The organism is Terriglobus sp. ADX1 (genome assembly GCF_036877645.1).
In the GTDB taxonomy this organism is placed as follows: domain Bacteria; phylum Acidobacteriota; class Terriglobia; order Terriglobales; family Acidobacteriaceae; genus Terriglobus.
On the sequence record NZ_JAEDXV010000003.1, the window covers coordinates 129640 to 144651 of the forward strand.

Annotated in this window: 12 protein-coding genes; 9 read left to right on the top strand and 3 right to left on the bottom strand. The window is 56.8% G+C overall.

Annotated features, from left to right (window positions below; genetic code table 11):
- Position 1: 1 nt before the first annotated feature.
- Complete coding sequence (gene lipA, locus JAO32_RS03345; RefSeq protein WP_334237477.1) at positions 2-913, bottom strand: lipoyl synthase; 912 nt, start codon at positions 911-913, stop codon at positions 2-4.
- A gap of 384 nt (positions 914-1297) precedes the next feature.
- Between lipA and JAO32_RS03350 the strand changes: the two genes are divergently transcribed.
- From JAO32_RS03350 to JAO32_RS03390, 9 genes are all read left to right on the top strand, one after another.
- On the top strand, positions 1298-2467 hold the full coding sequence (locus JAO32_RS03350; RefSeq protein WP_334237479.1) for a Gfo/Idh/MocA family protein: 1170 nt from the start codon (positions 1298-1300) through the stop codon (positions 2465-2467).
- 45 nt (positions 2468-2512) lie between these two features.
- Complete coding sequence (locus tag JAO32_RS03355; protein ID WP_334237481.1) at positions 2513-3082, top strand: RDD family protein; 570 nt, start codon at positions 2513-2515, stop codon at positions 3080-3082.
- Between the two features lie 87 nt (positions 3083-3169).
- The gene (locus JAO32_RS03360) at positions 3170-3925 is read left to right on the top strand and encodes a gluconate 2-dehydrogenase subunit 3 family protein (protein WP_334237483.1); all 756 of its coding nucleotides are present in this window, start codon (positions 3170-3172) and stop codon (positions 3923-3925) included.
- A gap of 27 nt (positions 3926-3952) precedes the next feature.
- The gene (locus JAO32_RS03365; RefSeq protein ID WP_334237484.1) at positions 3953-5518 is read left to right on the top strand and encodes a GMC family oxidoreductase; all 1566 of its coding nucleotides are present in this window, start codon (positions 3953-3955) and stop codon (positions 5516-5518) included.
- Between the two features lie 94 nt (positions 5519-5612).
- Positions 5613-6362 carry a cytochrome c3 family protein gene (locus JAO32_RS03370; RefSeq protein WP_334237486.1) on the top strand — a complete coding sequence of 250 codons (750 nt, stop codon included), beginning with the start codon at positions 5613-5615 and terminating at the stop codon, positions 6360-6362.
- Positions 6363-6490: 128 nt separating this feature from the next.
- A complete protein-coding gene (locus tag JAO32_RS03375; RefSeq protein WP_334237488.1) occupies positions 6491-8416 on the top strand; it encodes an ATP-dependent DNA ligase in 1926 nt (641 codons plus the stop codon).
- A gap of 113 nt (positions 8417-8529) precedes the next feature.
- Positions 8530-10434, top strand: a complete 1905-nt coding sequence (locus tag JAO32_RS03380) for a glycoside hydrolase family 127 protein (RefSeq protein ID WP_334237685.1) — start codon at positions 8530-8532, stop codon at positions 10432-10434.
- 15 nt (positions 10435-10449) lie between these two features.
- A complete protein-coding gene (locus tag JAO32_RS03385) occupies positions 10450-12609 on the top strand; it encodes a right-handed parallel beta-helix repeat-containing protein (RefSeq protein ID WP_334237489.1) in 2160 nt (719 codons plus the stop codon).
- An 88-nt stretch (positions 12610-12697) separates the two neighbouring features.
- Entirely contained in the window at positions 12698-13105 is a 408-nt protein-coding gene (locus JAO32_RS03390; RefSeq protein ID WP_334237491.1) for a YybH family protein, read from the top strand.
- 93 nt (positions 13106-13198) lie between these two features.
- On the opposite strand, the gene JAO32_RS03395 is transcribed toward JAO32_RS03390, so the two are convergent.
- Positions 13199-13897, bottom strand: a complete 699-nt coding sequence (locus tag JAO32_RS03395; RefSeq protein WP_334237493.1) for an alpha/beta fold hydrolase — start codon at positions 13895-13897, stop codon at positions 13199-13201.
- 106 nt (positions 13898-14003) lie between these two features.
- Positions 14004-14891 carry an AraC family transcriptional regulator gene (locus JAO32_RS03400; protein WP_334237494.1) on the bottom strand — a complete coding sequence of 296 codons (888 nt, stop codon included), beginning with the start codon at positions 14889-14891 and terminating at the stop codon, positions 14004-14006.
- Between the last annotated feature and the right edge of the window lie 121 nt (positions 14892-15012).

Sequence of the window (15012 nt, forward strand, 5' to 3'; positions counted from 1 at the left end):
ACTACTTCAGTCCGGTGGACTGGGCCTGCTCGTGTGCGTGGTAGCTGGAGCGCACCAGCGGACCACTCTCCACATGTTTGAATCCCATGCGCAGCGCTTCTTCCTTCAGGAACTCGAACTCCTGAGGAGTGTAGTAACGCTTCATGGGGATGTGGTCTTTCGATGGACGCAGGTATTGGCCGATGGTCAGGATGTCAACCTTGATGGCAGCCAGATCGCGGAAGACGTCCAGTAGCTCGTGCGTCTCTTCGCCCATGCCTACGATGATGCCGGTCTTCGTTACTTGCTTCGGGTTCAGCTCTTTTGCAAGACGCAGATAGCCGATGCTGCGCTCATAGCGTCCACCGGATTTGGCCACGCGATACAGTCGCGGCACGGTCTCAATGTTGTGATTCAGGATCTCCGGGCCAGCGGCAACGACGAGACGGATCGCCTCTTCCGTGCCCTGAAAGTCCGGGGTCAGAATTTCCACCTGGCATCCCGGTGCCTGCTTGCGAATTTCGTAGATGACGTTCACGAAGGCTGTTGCGGCACCCACGTTGTCATCATCGCGATTCACGCTGGTGATGACTGCATGCTGCAGGCCGAGTGTTGCCACGGCATAGGCCACGCGACGCGGCTCATCGTGATCAATCGGCTCAGGCTTGCCGCTGGGCACCGCGCAGAAACCGCAGCGGCGCGTGCAGCTATTGCCCAGCATCATGAAGGTGGCTGTCTTGTGATTCCAGCACTCGCCAATGTTGGGGCAGTGCGCACTTTCGCAGACGGTGTGTAGGCCCTGCTCGCGCGTGAGCTTCTTCAGCGCATGGAAGGTCTCGCCCATGGGCGCACGCGCCTTCAGCCATTCCGGCTTGGGCGTGGGCTTCTTCGGGGAGAGATCAATCTGGATCAGTTCCGATGCGGCAGGCGTCACGCTTTCTATTGTATGCCGGGTATAGCATCTCCTCTATGCCCTTCAACCAGGTGATAGTTTCCAGACGCTTTATGTGGCGGCTCATGATCATCGCAACGTTTGTTGGGGCGGTAGCGGCTTGCGCCGAAGGGTACTGGAGACAAGCCGTAGTTTTTCCGTTCAGCCTTGGCGCAATCATCGCTTTACATCCTTTGATGGACAGAAATTTATCGACTTTCGTGGATCGGGCCATGTTTCGCGAGCGAAGAACTTGGATATGCATTGCTTTTCTTGTGGCAGGCTCAATACTCCTCCTGTTTCTGCACTTGTACTTGCTCTCGTAAAGTGTTCGTGTTCTCCTTGCTTCGCTCGATACCAGAGCAATTTTCCAGCAGCGAGTGACATATGTCTTTCTCGACCAGCCGCCGTACCTTTTTGCTTGCCACCGGTATGACTGCCCTTGCCTCGCGCTCTGCTTTCGGAGCGAACCAGCGTCTTCGTGTTGGTGTTATTGGCGCGGGTGGCCGCATGAAGTCTTTGCTGAATGCCGCGGAGGCGAGCGGTTTCGATTTTGAGATTGTTGCCGTCAGCGATGTGTATGTACCCAATCGCGAACAGGTGAAGACGCGGCCGAGCGCCACGAATGCCACGTTGCACAACGATTATCGCGAGGTCACGGACAATAAGAACATCGATGCTGTGATCATTGCCACGCCGGATCACTGGCATGTGCGCGTTGCCACGGCGGCGCTGGCTGCAGGGAAAGATGTCTACCTGGAAAAGCCCGTGAATCACACCATGGAAGAGGGCGAGAGGCTGCGCAAGGCCGTGCGTTCCGGCAAGCGCATTCTGCAGTGTGGCATGCAGCAGCGTAGCTGGTCGCAATTTCGGGATGCGGTGGCGCTGGTGCAGAGTGGTGCGCTGGGTCGTGTGCCGCAGGTGCGCACTTACTGGTGGCAGAACTACGCCGTAAGCTGGGTGCCGAAGCCAGTGGATCTGGCTCAGCTTGATTGGAAGCAGTGGCTGGGTGGCGCGCCGGATCAGCCGTATGACGCGGAGAAGTTCTTTCGCTGGCGTTGGTACTGGAACTTTGGCGGCGGCGCCATGACAGACCTGTTTGCACACTGGATTGACGTGGTGCACTGGGCTTTGAAGGCGGAAGCGCCGTCGATGGCCACCATGCTTGGCGACAAGTATGTGTTCACCAACTGGGATTGCCCGGACACCATCCAGGCCGCGTTCCGTTACCCCGGATTCGACGTGGTCTATGAGGGCATGATGAGTTCATCCATCGACGATGGCGGACTGGAGTTCCGCGGGACCGAGGCGACGCTGAAGCTCACGCGCAGCGGCATGACGGTATGGCGCGAAGGCCTGAAGCAGGGAAACCCGATCGTGAAGGAAGAATCCTTCCGTGATGGCACCATCGACCACATGACGAACTTCTTCCAGTGCCTGGAGTCGCGTAAGGAGCCAAATGCGCCGGTGGAAGCGGGTGTGGCTGCAGCGAATGCGGGGCACATCGGCAATCTTGCCTATAAGAACGGCGGCGTCTGGCAGGCAAAACGAGGGTAAAGGCTTCTCCTGTGGTGGAATAGAGCAAACGCACACATAGGAGACATGCAGCCCATGCTGAAAGTTTGGCGGGGAGAGCGCTGGTTTCACGCGCACGAGACAGCACGCTTTGACGAACTGAACGGCCTGCCGCTGGCCAGCTTCAAACGCCGTGCATGGGCGTTTCTCGTCGACGCCCTGATCATTGGAATCCTGAAGGCGCCCTTCCGGCACTTTCATTTCCTGCCGGAAGCCCATAGCAGTGTGGAGCTGGTCAATGAAATCACCGAGAAGATTCCGGAGCTGATCAAGTCGGTTGTTTTCTTCGGCGTGGCGCTGAAGGTAGGTAAAGGTCAGACACCGGGTAAGTGGCTGATGAAGATCAAGGTCCTGTCGCTGACGCATGACAGCATCGGCTGGTGGCAGTCCATCGAGCGTGGTTTGGGGTATGGCGCGTCGCTGCTGGAGGGCGGTTTCGGCTTCTTCCAGTACTTCCTGAACGGCAACCGCATGTGCGTGCACGATCGTATTGCCGAGACCATTGTGGTGGACACACAGAAGCCGCGTGTGCGTCCGGCGCTGCACCCGGAAATCGATTGCAATGAGCGGAAAATTGAGGCCGAGGCTGCCGTTTGACGCCATGTTTCGGGTCTGTTCGGTGTTCTTTGAATTTTCTTGAAGGCGCGTTGACTGCCATTATCAATAACCCGTAGTATTGCGCCCATGAAACGGCGTGAATTTGTTAAGGGGTTAGCGGTAACGGCCGCAGCCACCACTGCCCTTGCTCAACAGAAGAAGGCTTCGCCCAATGCGGCGAATCCTGTGCCCAATACCAGCACTCTTACCCAGGGCGAGCAGGCCGTTGCTCCCAATAACGCATCTGCACCTGCGGCACGGCAGCGGCAAGCGCGGATGGCATCTTTTAAAACGCCGAACATTCCGCTGTCCGAACCGGACGTTGTAGCGGTAACAGACGTGCGTTATTTCACGCCAGCGCGCTACGCTACGCTGACGCGTTTTGCTGATCTGCTGGTTCCCGCGTCGCAGGGTTATCCCGGTGCACTGCAGGCTGGAGCTCCCGAGTTTTTGGACTTCCTCATCGGCGCATCGCCGGCGGATCGTCAGGCCATGTACAACGACGGCCTGGATCGCCTGAACGCAGATTGCCTGAAGAAGTCTGGCGTTTCGTTTGCGAAGGCTACGGCTGCGCAGGCTGACGCTGCTGTCCGTCCTTACCTAAAGGGCTGGATCAACGATCATCCTCCAATTGAGAAGCACGAGAACTTCATCGCACTGTCGCATCGCGATATTCGCGAGGCCACGATGAACTCGGTTGCATGGGCGCAGGCTGCGGAAGTCTCCGGTGAGCGCGTGAGCGTTGGCATGTATGTGCATCCGCTGGATCCGGGCATTGAGACCTGGGTGAATCACGGTGCTCCCAAGGCATCCGCGCCGCTGACCAAGCAAGCACACTCCTAACCGGTTCTGAAGAGACGAGAGAGCGACATGGCAGAGAAGAAGGTTGACGTACTGATTATCGGTTCGGGACACACCGGCGGCATGGCCGCGAAGATCCTGACGCAGAAGGGCATTGCAGTCACCATGCTGGATGCAGGTCCTGCAATTGACTGGGAAAAGGATCGCACGCTGAAGGCGGCGAACCAGCTCCCCTACAAGGGTTTTGATGCTCCGGGTCGCCACCCGCACATCTTTCAGGCGAGCGAATTCAGCGCGAACCAGTGGGTCGATGAGAAGGTTATCCCTTACAACTACCCCGCAGGTCAGCAGTACAACTGGGTGCGCGTGCGCAGCCTGGGTGGACGTTCGCCGTACTGGGGCCGTCAGAGCTTCCGCCTGTCGGACTTCGAGTTCAAGTGCAAGGATCATGATGGCTTCGGCGAAAACTGGCCGATCTCGTTGAAGGATCTCGCACCGTACTACGACCGCGTGGAAGAGATCTTCCAGGTAAGCGGTCATCATGACAACCTGCCGCAGTATCCAGATGGCAACTTCGTCGAGGACAACTCGCCGTGGTCGCCTGCGATGCAGCGCTTCGTGGATGCAGGTAAGAAGATGGGCGTTCCCGTCACCAAGGCTCGCTCCGCGCGTGGCCGTGACGGTATGGCCGCATCGCTGAACCTGCTGATTCCAGACGCAGTTGCAACCGGTAAGCTGACCACCATCACCAACGCAATTGTCCGCAAGATCACCACGGACAAGAACACGGGCAAGGTGGACGGCGCAATCTTCATCGATCGCCACTCGCACCGCGAGATGGTGCTGAAGGCGCGGGTTGTCATCGTGGCCTGCGGCACGCTGGAAACCACACGTCTGCTGATGATCTCTGGTCTTGCAAACTCCAGTGGTCTGCTGGGACACCACTTGTCGGATCAGATTTACGGTGCAGGCATCTCGGCATCGGTTCCTGAAGCGCGTGGCGGCAAGCCGGGCGTTATCGGTGGCGGCGCACTCATCCCGCGTTTCCGCAACCTGGAAACCAAGACCCCAGGCTTCATGCGTGGCTACGCTGTGAACGTATCCTCCAGCCCGGGACCGATGGATCCGCGTTGGTTCCCGGAATACGGTGCGGCTCTGGATAAGAAGTTGGACGAGTACAACGGCAGCGGATTCACCACGAACATCATGGGTGAGACGCTGGGGCACTATGAAAATCACGTCAGCCTGAACAAGGCAGTCGTGGACGCATGGGGCATGCCCACGCTGACCATCAGCACCAAGTACGGCACGAACGAAGACAACATGGCAAAGGACATGGTGGATACCACCGCTGCCATGGCTGAAGCGGCCGGTTTTGAAGTTCTGGTGCGGAACTACAAGTACAACCCACCGGGTTACTCCATCCACGAGCAGGGCACGGCCCGTATGAGCGACGATCCGAAGAAGGGCGTCGTAAATCAGTGGAACCAGACGCACGACCACAAGAACATGTTCATCACGGACGCCAGCGTTATGGTGTGCGCCGGATGGCAGAACCCGACCATGACGATCCTGTCGCTGGCCATGCGCGCTTCGGAGTATCTGGCCGAAGAGATGCGTAAGGGCAACGTCTAATCGCTGTCGCCATCTAAACAGAAGTACACTTGCAGTAACGGAACGTGCCGTTTCCCTTTCGGGAGCGGCACGTTTCCATCAGGGGAGAAGTTCGTTGAAGAAGTTGTTGCTGGCAGTAGCGTTGATGTTCACATTCGCTCTGGGAGCGCACGCGCAGGATGATGCCATGGGCGCGCCGCCGCAGAATGATGCTGCGCAGGTTGCATCGCCAGCCGATGTGGCGAAGGCCTCTGCGCCGAACGTCACGGGCAGTACCGCTCCGGGACAGCCGATCAACTTCAACCATCAACTGCACGTTGGCACGGCGAAGCTTGGCTGCAACGACTGTCATGAACCGAACCGCGGCGGCGCGACGCTTGCCATCCCGCAGCCTTCCAAGTGCATGCTGTGCCATGCCGCTATTGCCACGGACAAACCAGACATTAAGCATCTGGCAGACGCGGCCAAGAATAACGAACTCATCCAGTGGGTGCGCGTATACCGTGTGCCGTCGTTTGTGACCTTCAGCCATAAGACACACACTTCCGCAGGCGCTACCTGCGAAGGCTGCCACGGACCTGTTGCGCAGCGCACGGCGATTGCAGAAGAGAAGAACCTGCACATGGCTGGTTGCATCGCCTGCCACCAGCAAGTGAATGCACCGGCTACTTGCGATACCTGCCATGCGATTATGTCGAAAAATGGTCAGTCGCCCTTTGACGCAGATAAGACAGTGCTGGCTCGTCTACACGTTCCTGCGGGAGCGTCGCGCACAGAGGCCCCCTTTGCGCAACGCAGCACCACATCGCTTCTTGCAGCCTCTGTGATGAGCATTGCTCCGTATCTTCACGCTCCATCGCTTTGATGAGCACTCCAGATTGGACCAAGCAAAGGCACGGCGTTCGCCGTGCCTTTGCTCTTTTAGGATGGTTGAGCTTGCGCGCTGGTGCAGGCAATCGTTCGCGTGATCGCAGGCATCTGTCAGAGTGAGGCATGGCGCTCTTCCTTCAACTCGCAACCTTGGGTGATGCTCTTGCGGAGACCTCCAGCAAGCTGAAAAAGCGTGCGTTGATTGCAGAGCGTTTGGTGGAGGTGCGAGGGCAGGGGAGCAGCGATGATGCCGGTCTGCTGGCGCTGTATCTTTCTGGCGAGGCGTTTCCCGAGGCGGATGCGCGCAAGCTGAGTATTGGCGGCGCTATGTTGTCGCGGGTGTTGCGGGATGTTGTGCGGCCGACGGAGGAGCAGTTTGCGGCAGCGTGGCGGCGGCATGGGGATATTGGCGCAGCGGCGGGAGATCTGTTTGCGGAGCAGAGCCATACGCCGGAGCCGAGTCTGACCTTCACACAGGTCGCAGAGGCGTTTGCGGCAATTCCGACGGCGAAGACCACGGCGCAACGACAATCGTTGCTGACTGGGTTGCTGGAGCGGTGTTCGCCGGTAGAGGCGAAGTACCTGGTGAAGCTCATCAGCGGAGACATGCGCATTGGGGTGAAGCAAGCGCTGATTGAGGAGGCCATTGCCGTTGCCGCGGAGCAGTCGCTAGCTGAGGTGCGCAACGCTGTGATGCTGGAGGCGGATCTGGCGCGCGCTACAGTGATGGCCTTCGAAGGCACGTTGCGACAAGCGCGCATGCGGCTCTTCCATCCGCTGGGCTTCATGCTGGCGTCGCCGGTGGAGACACCGGAGGAGGCAGTGAAGCGATTCGCCTCCAAGCCGGAGGCTGCGGAGGAAGCGGGCATCAGCGTGCCGCCCGAATCGCATGCAGAGCCAGAGCCGCATGTGCATGCGGAAGATGAATCTGCACTGGACGATGCGGAGCAGGAACATGCAGTGTTGCAGGCGATTCACCTGGATGCGCAGGTGGAGGACAAGTTTGATGGGATGCGTGTGCAGTTGCATTTCGGCAGCAGTGATGATCCCGGGCGCGTTGCGCTGTACTCACGCAACCGCGAGGACGTGACGGCGAGTTATCCAGAGATCGTGGAGGCCTTCGCAAGTGTGAACAAGGCCGTGATTGGCGATGGCAGCGGCGTGATTCTGGATGGGGAGTTGTTGGCGTGGGATGTGCGTAATGAACGTGCGTTGCCGTTTGCAGTGCTATCGCCGCGCATTGGGCGTAAGAAGGTGACGAACGATGTCCGCAGCGGAACGCCGGTCGTTTACATGGCATTTGACATCCTGTTTGCGCATGGTGAGTTGTTGCTCGACCTCCCGTTGAGTGAACGTCGTCGTCGCCTGGAGGCGCTGGCAGCGCGGATGCAAACTGTGACGCTTTCACCATTGGAGGCGGAGCCGCCTTTACCTTCGGGTGGGCTGTTTGTTGAAGACTCTGCTGCGTCTTCGCATGGGGAGCAGCGGTTGCGTGTGTCGCAGGTGGTGGAGGCACACTCCGCGGCTGATCTGGATCGTGCGTATGTTGCTGCGCGTGATCGCGGCAACGAAGGCGTGATGATCAAATCGGCTGGCTCGCTCTATCAGCCAGGTCGTCGCGGACTTTCATGGATGAAGCTGAAGCGGCATCTGGATACGTTGGATGTCGTTATCACCGGTGCAGAGTATGGTCACGGACGTCGCTCGCAGGTGCTGTCGGATTACACGTTTGCAGTGCGTGCCAGTGATGGATCGCTGCAGAACGTGGGCAAAGCCTATGGTGGTCTGACGGATGCGGAGATCGTGGAACTCACCGAGTGGAGTAAAGCGCACACGCTGGAGGATTACGGTCACTTCCGCACCGTTGAGCCGTTAGTGGTGCTTGAAATTGCGTTCAACAACATCATGCGCAGCGATCGCCATGCGTCGGGTTTTGCTCTGCGGTTTCCGCGCATCGTGCAGATTCGCCGGGATAAATCTCCTTCCGATATTGACACAGTGGAACGGGTGGAGGAGATCTACCAGTCGCAGCCGGATAAGCCTGTGTAGCGCTTCTCTTTTTCTTGCATCGGGCCACGGCGTATATTGATTCGGTCGAGACGTTTTCTTTGACGATGCCAAGCAATCAAATCGGTCTCTCTCGTCGTGGGCTGCTCAAAGGCATGGGAACCTTTGGGCTTACTGCAGCAAGCCCAAAGGTTTTTGCTACGTCGCAGACCTTTTCATCTATACAGCCGCCAGAGCTACCACCGTCGCCAGTTACGCGGACAGTTACTCCATTCGCTCTTGGCGATGTCGATCTGCTGGATAGTCCTTTTCTCAAAGCTCGTCTCAAAAGTCAGGGCTACTTATTAGCCCTGGAACCCGACCGGATGCTTCACTCATTTCGTGTTAACGCGGGTCTGCAACCGAAAGCAGAAATCTACGGTGGCTGGGAATCTGCGCCTACGTGGACTGACATTCATTGCCAGGGCCATACCCTTGGCCACTATTTATCGGCGTGCTCACTGATGTACGGCGCAACTCGTGATGAGCTTTTCAAGCAACGCGCGGATTACATCGTTGCTGAACTTCACGATTGTCAGGTTGCAGGTAAGACAGGTCTTGTCACTGCTTTCCCCGAGGGCAATGTCCTCATGGACACCGTCCTCAGTGGTAAGAGGTACACCGGTGTACCGTGGTACACGCTGCACAAGGTATATGCCGGGTTGCGCGATGCAAGTGTGTATACCGACAACCCTGTTGCGTTGGATGTATTGGTCCAGTTCTGCGATTGGGCAGTTGCAGCAACGGCTCCGCTCACGGATGAGCAGTTCCAGAAAATGTTGGACGTAGAGCATGGCGGCATGAATGAAGTGCTTGCGGACGCCTATGAGATGACTGGTGATGCGCGTTATCTCGCACTCGCAAAGCGCTTCTGTCATCAAGCTATTCTTGATCCACTCTCCAAGTCACGCGATCATCTGGATGGCCTTCACGCCAACACGCAAATCCCAAAGGTCATCGGCTTCAATCGGCTTTACCAAGTCACTGGTCAGAAGAACTACCTTGCAGCGTCAGCCTTCTTTTGGAAGACGGTTGCGACCACGCGTTCCTTCGTAAATGGTAATCACGGTGATGAAGAGCACTTCTTTCCAGTCGCGGATTTCAGCGAACACGTGTTCTCTGCGAAAACTTCAGAGACGTGTTGCGACTACAACATGCTCAAGCTGACAAGAATGCTCTTCGAACTGAATCCGTCTGCGGCCTATGCGGACTTCTACGAGCGTGCGCTGTACAACGACATCCTTGCCTCGCAGGACCCTGACACCGGTATGGTGACCTACTTTCAGGGAAATCGTCCGGGATACATGAAGCTCTACTGCACTCCGGTCGATTCGTTCTGGTGCTGCACCGGCACCGGCATGGAGAACCATGCGAAGTACAACGACTCGATCTATTTCAGAGGAGCAGATTCCATCTACGTGAATCTCTTCATACCGTCGGTGGTTCGGTTGCAGCCCGGAGTGTCACTGACACAGACGACGCAATTTCCTGAAGCTGGTGCAATCAGGCTGGAATGGAAGTGCGATCAACCGATAGAGACGACCGTGTACCTGCGGCATCCTCATTGGTGCCGCATCGCGAAGGTCAAAATCAATGGCAAGCCGGTTGTTGAGTCGAAGCAAGCAAGTTCCTACATCGAATTGAAACGCGTGTGGAACAACGGTGATGTGATCGAGTTCGATATGCCTATGGAATTGCGAACTGTGCCTTTGCCCGGCAGCGAGCGCATCATTGCATTTGTTTATGGGCCTATTGTGCTCGCGGGCGCACTTGGAAGCGAAGGCATACCACTTCGTGGCGATATCAATGCGAACGAGCGTCTCTACGGCAAGGTTCTCAACACGCCCTTCACCGCGCCGACCCTGACAAGAGAGCCCTCGACACTAATCCAACAAGCAAGGCCGACTGGATCACCGCTCACCTTTACCATCCCGGCAAGTGGCTCTGCACCCAGCGTTACGCTGGTTCCGTATTACAAGATTGCGCATGAGCGGTACGTGACCTACTGGAAGCTAACGTAAGAGACGGGATGTGGCTTGATTTTGAAATCTGCGTGGTCTTTTGTGGTTCTCATTTTTCTACTGCTTTGTTGTGCGACACAAATGCACAGCGAAGAGTTTTATGTTTCGCCGAAAGGCGCGGACACGAATCCTGGAACCAGGGCTCGGCCTTTTGCGTCACTGGAACGCGCACGGGATGCAGCGCGTGCAGCGAAGCATGATGTGCCTATCACCATCTGGTTGCGCGGTGGTGACTATCGTCGAACGACGGCTTTCACGCTCACTTCTGCGGATAGTGGAACCGCTGCGGCGCCAGTGGCCTATCGCGCAGTGTCGGGAGAGAAGGTGCGCATTGTTGGCGGCGCGCCGGTAAGGAATTTTAAGAAGTGGCGTGGAGAGATTCTGCGTGCTGATTTACGCGCGCAGGGAATTAGCAACTATGGAGAGATTCTTTCGCGTGGCATGGGAAGGCCGAATATTGCTGCGTTGGAATTGTTCTTTCATAACAGGCCTATGACGTTGGCACGTTGGCCAAACGTTGGCTGGGCATATACGGACGCTGCTACGAAAGACAAAGCGCAGAATCAGTTTGCGTATGAAGGTGAACGTGCAGCGCGGTGGGTGAAGGCTCCTGATGCGTGGGTGCACGGCTACTGGTATTACGACTGGGCCGATCATTATGAGCACATCACGCATATCGACACAGCGCATAATCTCATCGATACCGCAGCGCCGAATCCGAACTACAACTACAGGGCTGGGCAGCGCTGGCAGGTTGTTAATGTGTTGGAGGAGCTGGACGAACCGGGTGAGTGGTATCTGGATCGTGCAGCAGGTGTGTTGTACTTCTGGCCACCGTCTCCGATTGCGGCTGGACTCGCAGAGGTTTCGCTTCTTGATAAGCCGTTGGTGAGCGTCGAAGGCGCGTCATATGTGGAGTTCCGTGACCTTGATTTTGCGATGACACGCGCTGATGGCATTGTCATTCGTGATGGCAGTCATGTTCACGTTGTGCATTGCAGCATAGCTAACACTGGCAATGCAGGCGTGGTGATTCGTGGTGGGGATGCGGACATCGTAGAAGACTCGGAGATCCGCGACACAGGCGATGGAGGCATCGTTCTGGATGGCGGTGATCGCAAGACGCTAACTGCTGCTAGGCATGTTGCGGCGCGCAATCATATTCACGACTATGCTCGCTGGTCGCGTACGTATACGCCGGGGATTAACGTGTCAGGTGTTGGGAATCGCGTTGTGGGCAACACGATCGATCATGCTCCGCATTTCGCTATATGGGTACACGGCAATGAGCATTTGATTGAAGGAAACGATATTCATACCGTGGCGATGGAGACGGCTGATGCGAGTGCCTACTACATTGGCGCGGATACGACGGAGCGTGGCAACTCGGTGCGCGGTAATTACTTTCATAACCTGGGGCTGGGAGATATCAATGCCGTTTATCTGGACGACGAATCCAGCGGGTCGTATGTAATTGGCAATGTCATTCGCGGAGCTGCTCGCGGTGCGAAGATTGGTGGCGGCAACGACAACGTTTTTGAGAAGAACAAGTTTGTGGATGACGACATGGGAATCCACTTTGACGCGCGCGGCATGGGGTGGCAGAAGGCTTACTTTGACGGCACCAATCCGGCATTGCTGAATCGCCTGAAGGCAATGCCATACAAGGAAGAACCGTGGCGTAGCCGTTATCCGCAACTGGTTGGATTTCTGAACCAGACGCCGGGGCTGCCCATAGGCAATGTCATTCACGACAACGAGTGTTGGTGCAGGGTGTGGGTCGCTTACTACGACAAGCTGACCGAGGAGAAGAACATGGACTCGGCCGGGAACCAGATTCATCCAGAGAATGCGGTGTGGAATCCGGATTGGGTGAAGGGGATGGGCCTAGATATCGATACGCCGGTGATTGCGCGTCGGCTGATAGCAGTGAATGCAACGGAAGCAAAACTAACTATCGAAAACCAGGGTCGCAGTGCGCAGAGCGGAGTGTTTCAGGTGTGGATTGAGCCGGGAGTGGACGGCAGGATTGTGTCGCAGACAGAAATTCCGTTTTCTCTGAAGCCGGGAGAAACAATGGAACGGACGATTACGGTTGAGCATGCCATCCCAATTCGCCTGGGTGCATATTTGAAAAGCGAGAGCTTTGTTCCGTCCGGGATCAAGATGAAGTGATTCTGTAGCGTGTTGTTTCACGCTTGTTATGGATGCGTATCGCGATTTGCGATACGGTGTTATTTGCTTTCCCATGGATCAGGACAACATGAACGAGACAGGTTTGAACAAAGAGCCGGATGAGGCGGAGATTCGTCGCGCTCGCGAGAATTCCAATCGCGCAATTGCGCGGCGGAATCTGGTTGGCGTTGGGGCTTCGCTGGGCGAGGACTATGTGGGCGTCATTGGCGATGGAACGTTTGTCGCATCGCGTGCCGAGTATCTGCGGCTGTTCAAAATAGGCTTCGATCGTCCGAAGGAGAGTATGACCTATGTGCGCACGCCTGAGGTCATCCATGTTGCAGACGATCAGGCTTTGGCTGCCGAGCATGGCAGTTGGGTTGCAACGCTGTCTTCTGGTGCCGTCGCGTACACCGGTAGCTATGCTGCGATGTGGCGGCGAACAGCAAGTGGTTGGAAGATTCGATCAGAGATTTTTGTCACGCTTCAGGGATAAGCGTTGCGCACGCAAGTTGTGTGCTTGTCTGCTCAAGTTGAGATGTCGTATTCCTAGCGTGCTGGCGCACAGCGCCAGCAACGCTAGGATCATCTATCTGGCACCGGTCGCGGCATCCTCGATCACCTTCGCCACCTCTTTCGGATGAGACAGCATCACGACGTGGCTAGACGGCAACGTCGTCGTTGTTGCATCGAGCTGTTTGGCCATGCTTGCCTCATGTTCTGGCGCAATCATGCGATCATTGCTCGCAACGATGTACCACGATGGCTTGCTGCGCCACGCGGCCTGCGTGGGCTGGGCTCCAAAGATCGAGCCAGAGGTCTGCGGCTGTGTCGCTATCATTAGCGCCTTCTCTTCCTCGTCCAAGTCCTGCGCAAAGTCAGTTGCAATGCCCTCCGGCGATAGCAGAATGAAACCATCCCCAACCGGCACGGCCGTCTGCGGTCCCGGCGGCGGCGGGAAGGGCTTGCTGATCTCCACAATGGACTGCCCGGCATCGGGAGCAAAGGCTGCGACGTATACCAGCGCTGTCACCTTCGGATCGTTGCCAGCCTCCGTGATGATGACTCCACCATACGAGTGGCCGACCAGGGTCACCGGTCCATCCTGCGCGGCGATCGCGCGCTTTGTAGCCGCAACGTCCTCCTGAAAGGTCGTCAGCGGATTGGAGACAGCCGTTACCTTGTACCCTTTGGCGAGCAACAGCGGAATGACTTTCGACCAGCTCGATCCATCAGCAAATGCACCATGGACCAGGACGATGTTCTTGGAATGGGAAGTTTCGGACATGAGTGTTTCCTCCTTGGGGTTATAAACTCTGACCACTCATGTTGAGTGTGTGCGCAAGGCTCGCGCAGACCATTACCGAATCTTGCTGCCCTTTACCGTTTCTTGCTTATTGTTGCGTGGCACTTCTAAAGGCCGTTGGCGTAACACCCATCGCACGGCGAAACGCTCTTGAGAAGTGACTCACATCCTCAAAACCTACCTCTATCCCCACATCCGACACCGTGAGCTTGCCGACCTTTAGCAGATAACGCGCTCTCTCCATACGGCGATCCATCACGTACTTTGCCGGGGTCGACCCTAGGCTGCCCTTGAAGCTGCGGAGAAAATGAAACGAGCTCAGTCCCGCAGTTGCCGCCAGATCAGCCAATGAAATCTGCTGGTGCAGATGTGTCTCCACATAGGCCTGCACCGCACGAATCTGTTTCGGCGCGAGTCGTGGTGTGGTCCGTGTTCTGAGTGGGGCGAGAGCACCCGCATTTCTACTGATCGAAAGAGCAACAGCCGTCGCAATACACTCCAGCCCTATCCCATTGTCCGGACTCGCATCGAAGCTCTCATGCATCAGCGCACGCATCAGGTGATAGATCTTCGGTGTACACGGCGTCAACGCATGCAGAATCGGCAGGGAGGTTCGCCCGCCAGCAGACTGCACAAGAAGATCGAACGTCGGCGGATCGAAAGCCAGCGCAACGCCTTCCATACAGCTCTCGAACCGCACGCTATGCCGGCTTCCTTCAGGCATAATCCAGATCGATCCCGGATGGATCCAGCGCACCCCGGTAAACTCAGGACTCTTGATCTCCGCCCTCGCTGACGGCCCCGTGTAGAGAAAGAGGTTGTGCTGTAGCAGTTCTCTCTCAGCGAACTCGGTCGGCTCATGCATGTGTTGCTCCACATGCACGCCGCGCGCGGCAAGCTCCGCGTGTCTCCGCACAACATGCGGGACAATCGGAATAATCTGCCCCCGCTCCCGGACTGAAATCGAACCAGTCATGCTGCTTCCCCGGTAAGTGATGTCGCTGCTTCTAATAATCCTCTAGTAAATTCGTGAAGTCCGCAAAAACATACAGCAGCGCCATCGATCGGTCTCGACATGTCGGCTTGTGGGAAATAGT

Excerpts from the sequence above, each read along its gene's own strand:
- JAO32_RS03350 (WP_334237479.1), top strand. The coding sequence starts at position 1,298 with ATGTCTTTCTCGACCAGCCGCCGTACCTTTTTGCTTGCCACCGGTATG.
- JAO32_RS03355 (WP_334237481.1), top strand. The coding sequence starts at position 2,513 with ATGCAGCCCATGCTGAAAGTTTGGCGGGGAGAGCGCTGGTTTCACGCG.
- JAO32_RS03360 (WP_334237483.1), top strand. The coding sequence starts at position 3,170 with ATGAAACGGCGTGAATTTGTTAAGGGGTTAGCGGTAACGGCCGCAGCC.
- JAO32_RS03365 (WP_334237484.1), top strand. The coding sequence starts at position 3,953 with ATGGCAGAGAAGAAGGTTGACGTACTGATTATCGGTTCGGGACACACC.
- JAO32_RS03375 (WP_334237488.1), top strand. The coding sequence starts at position 6,491 with ATGGCGCTCTTCCTTCAACTCGCAACCTTGGGTGATGCTCTTGCGGAG.
- JAO32_RS03380 (WP_334237685.1), top strand. The coding sequence starts at position 8,530 with ATGGGAACCTTTGGGCTTACTGCAGCAAGCCCAAAGGTTTTTGCTACG.
- JAO32_RS03390 (WP_334237491.1), top strand. The coding sequence starts at position 12,698 with ATGAACGAGACAGGTTTGAACAAAGAGCCGGATGAGGCGGAGATTCGT.
- JAO32_RS03395 (WP_334237493.1), bottom strand. The coding sequence starts at position 13,897 with ATGTCCGAAACTTCCCATTCCAAGAACATCGTCCTGGTCCATGGTGCA.
- JAO32_RS03400 (WP_334237494.1), bottom strand. The coding sequence starts at position 14,891 with ATGACTGGTTCGATTTCAGTCCGGGAGCGGGGGCAGATTATTCCGATT.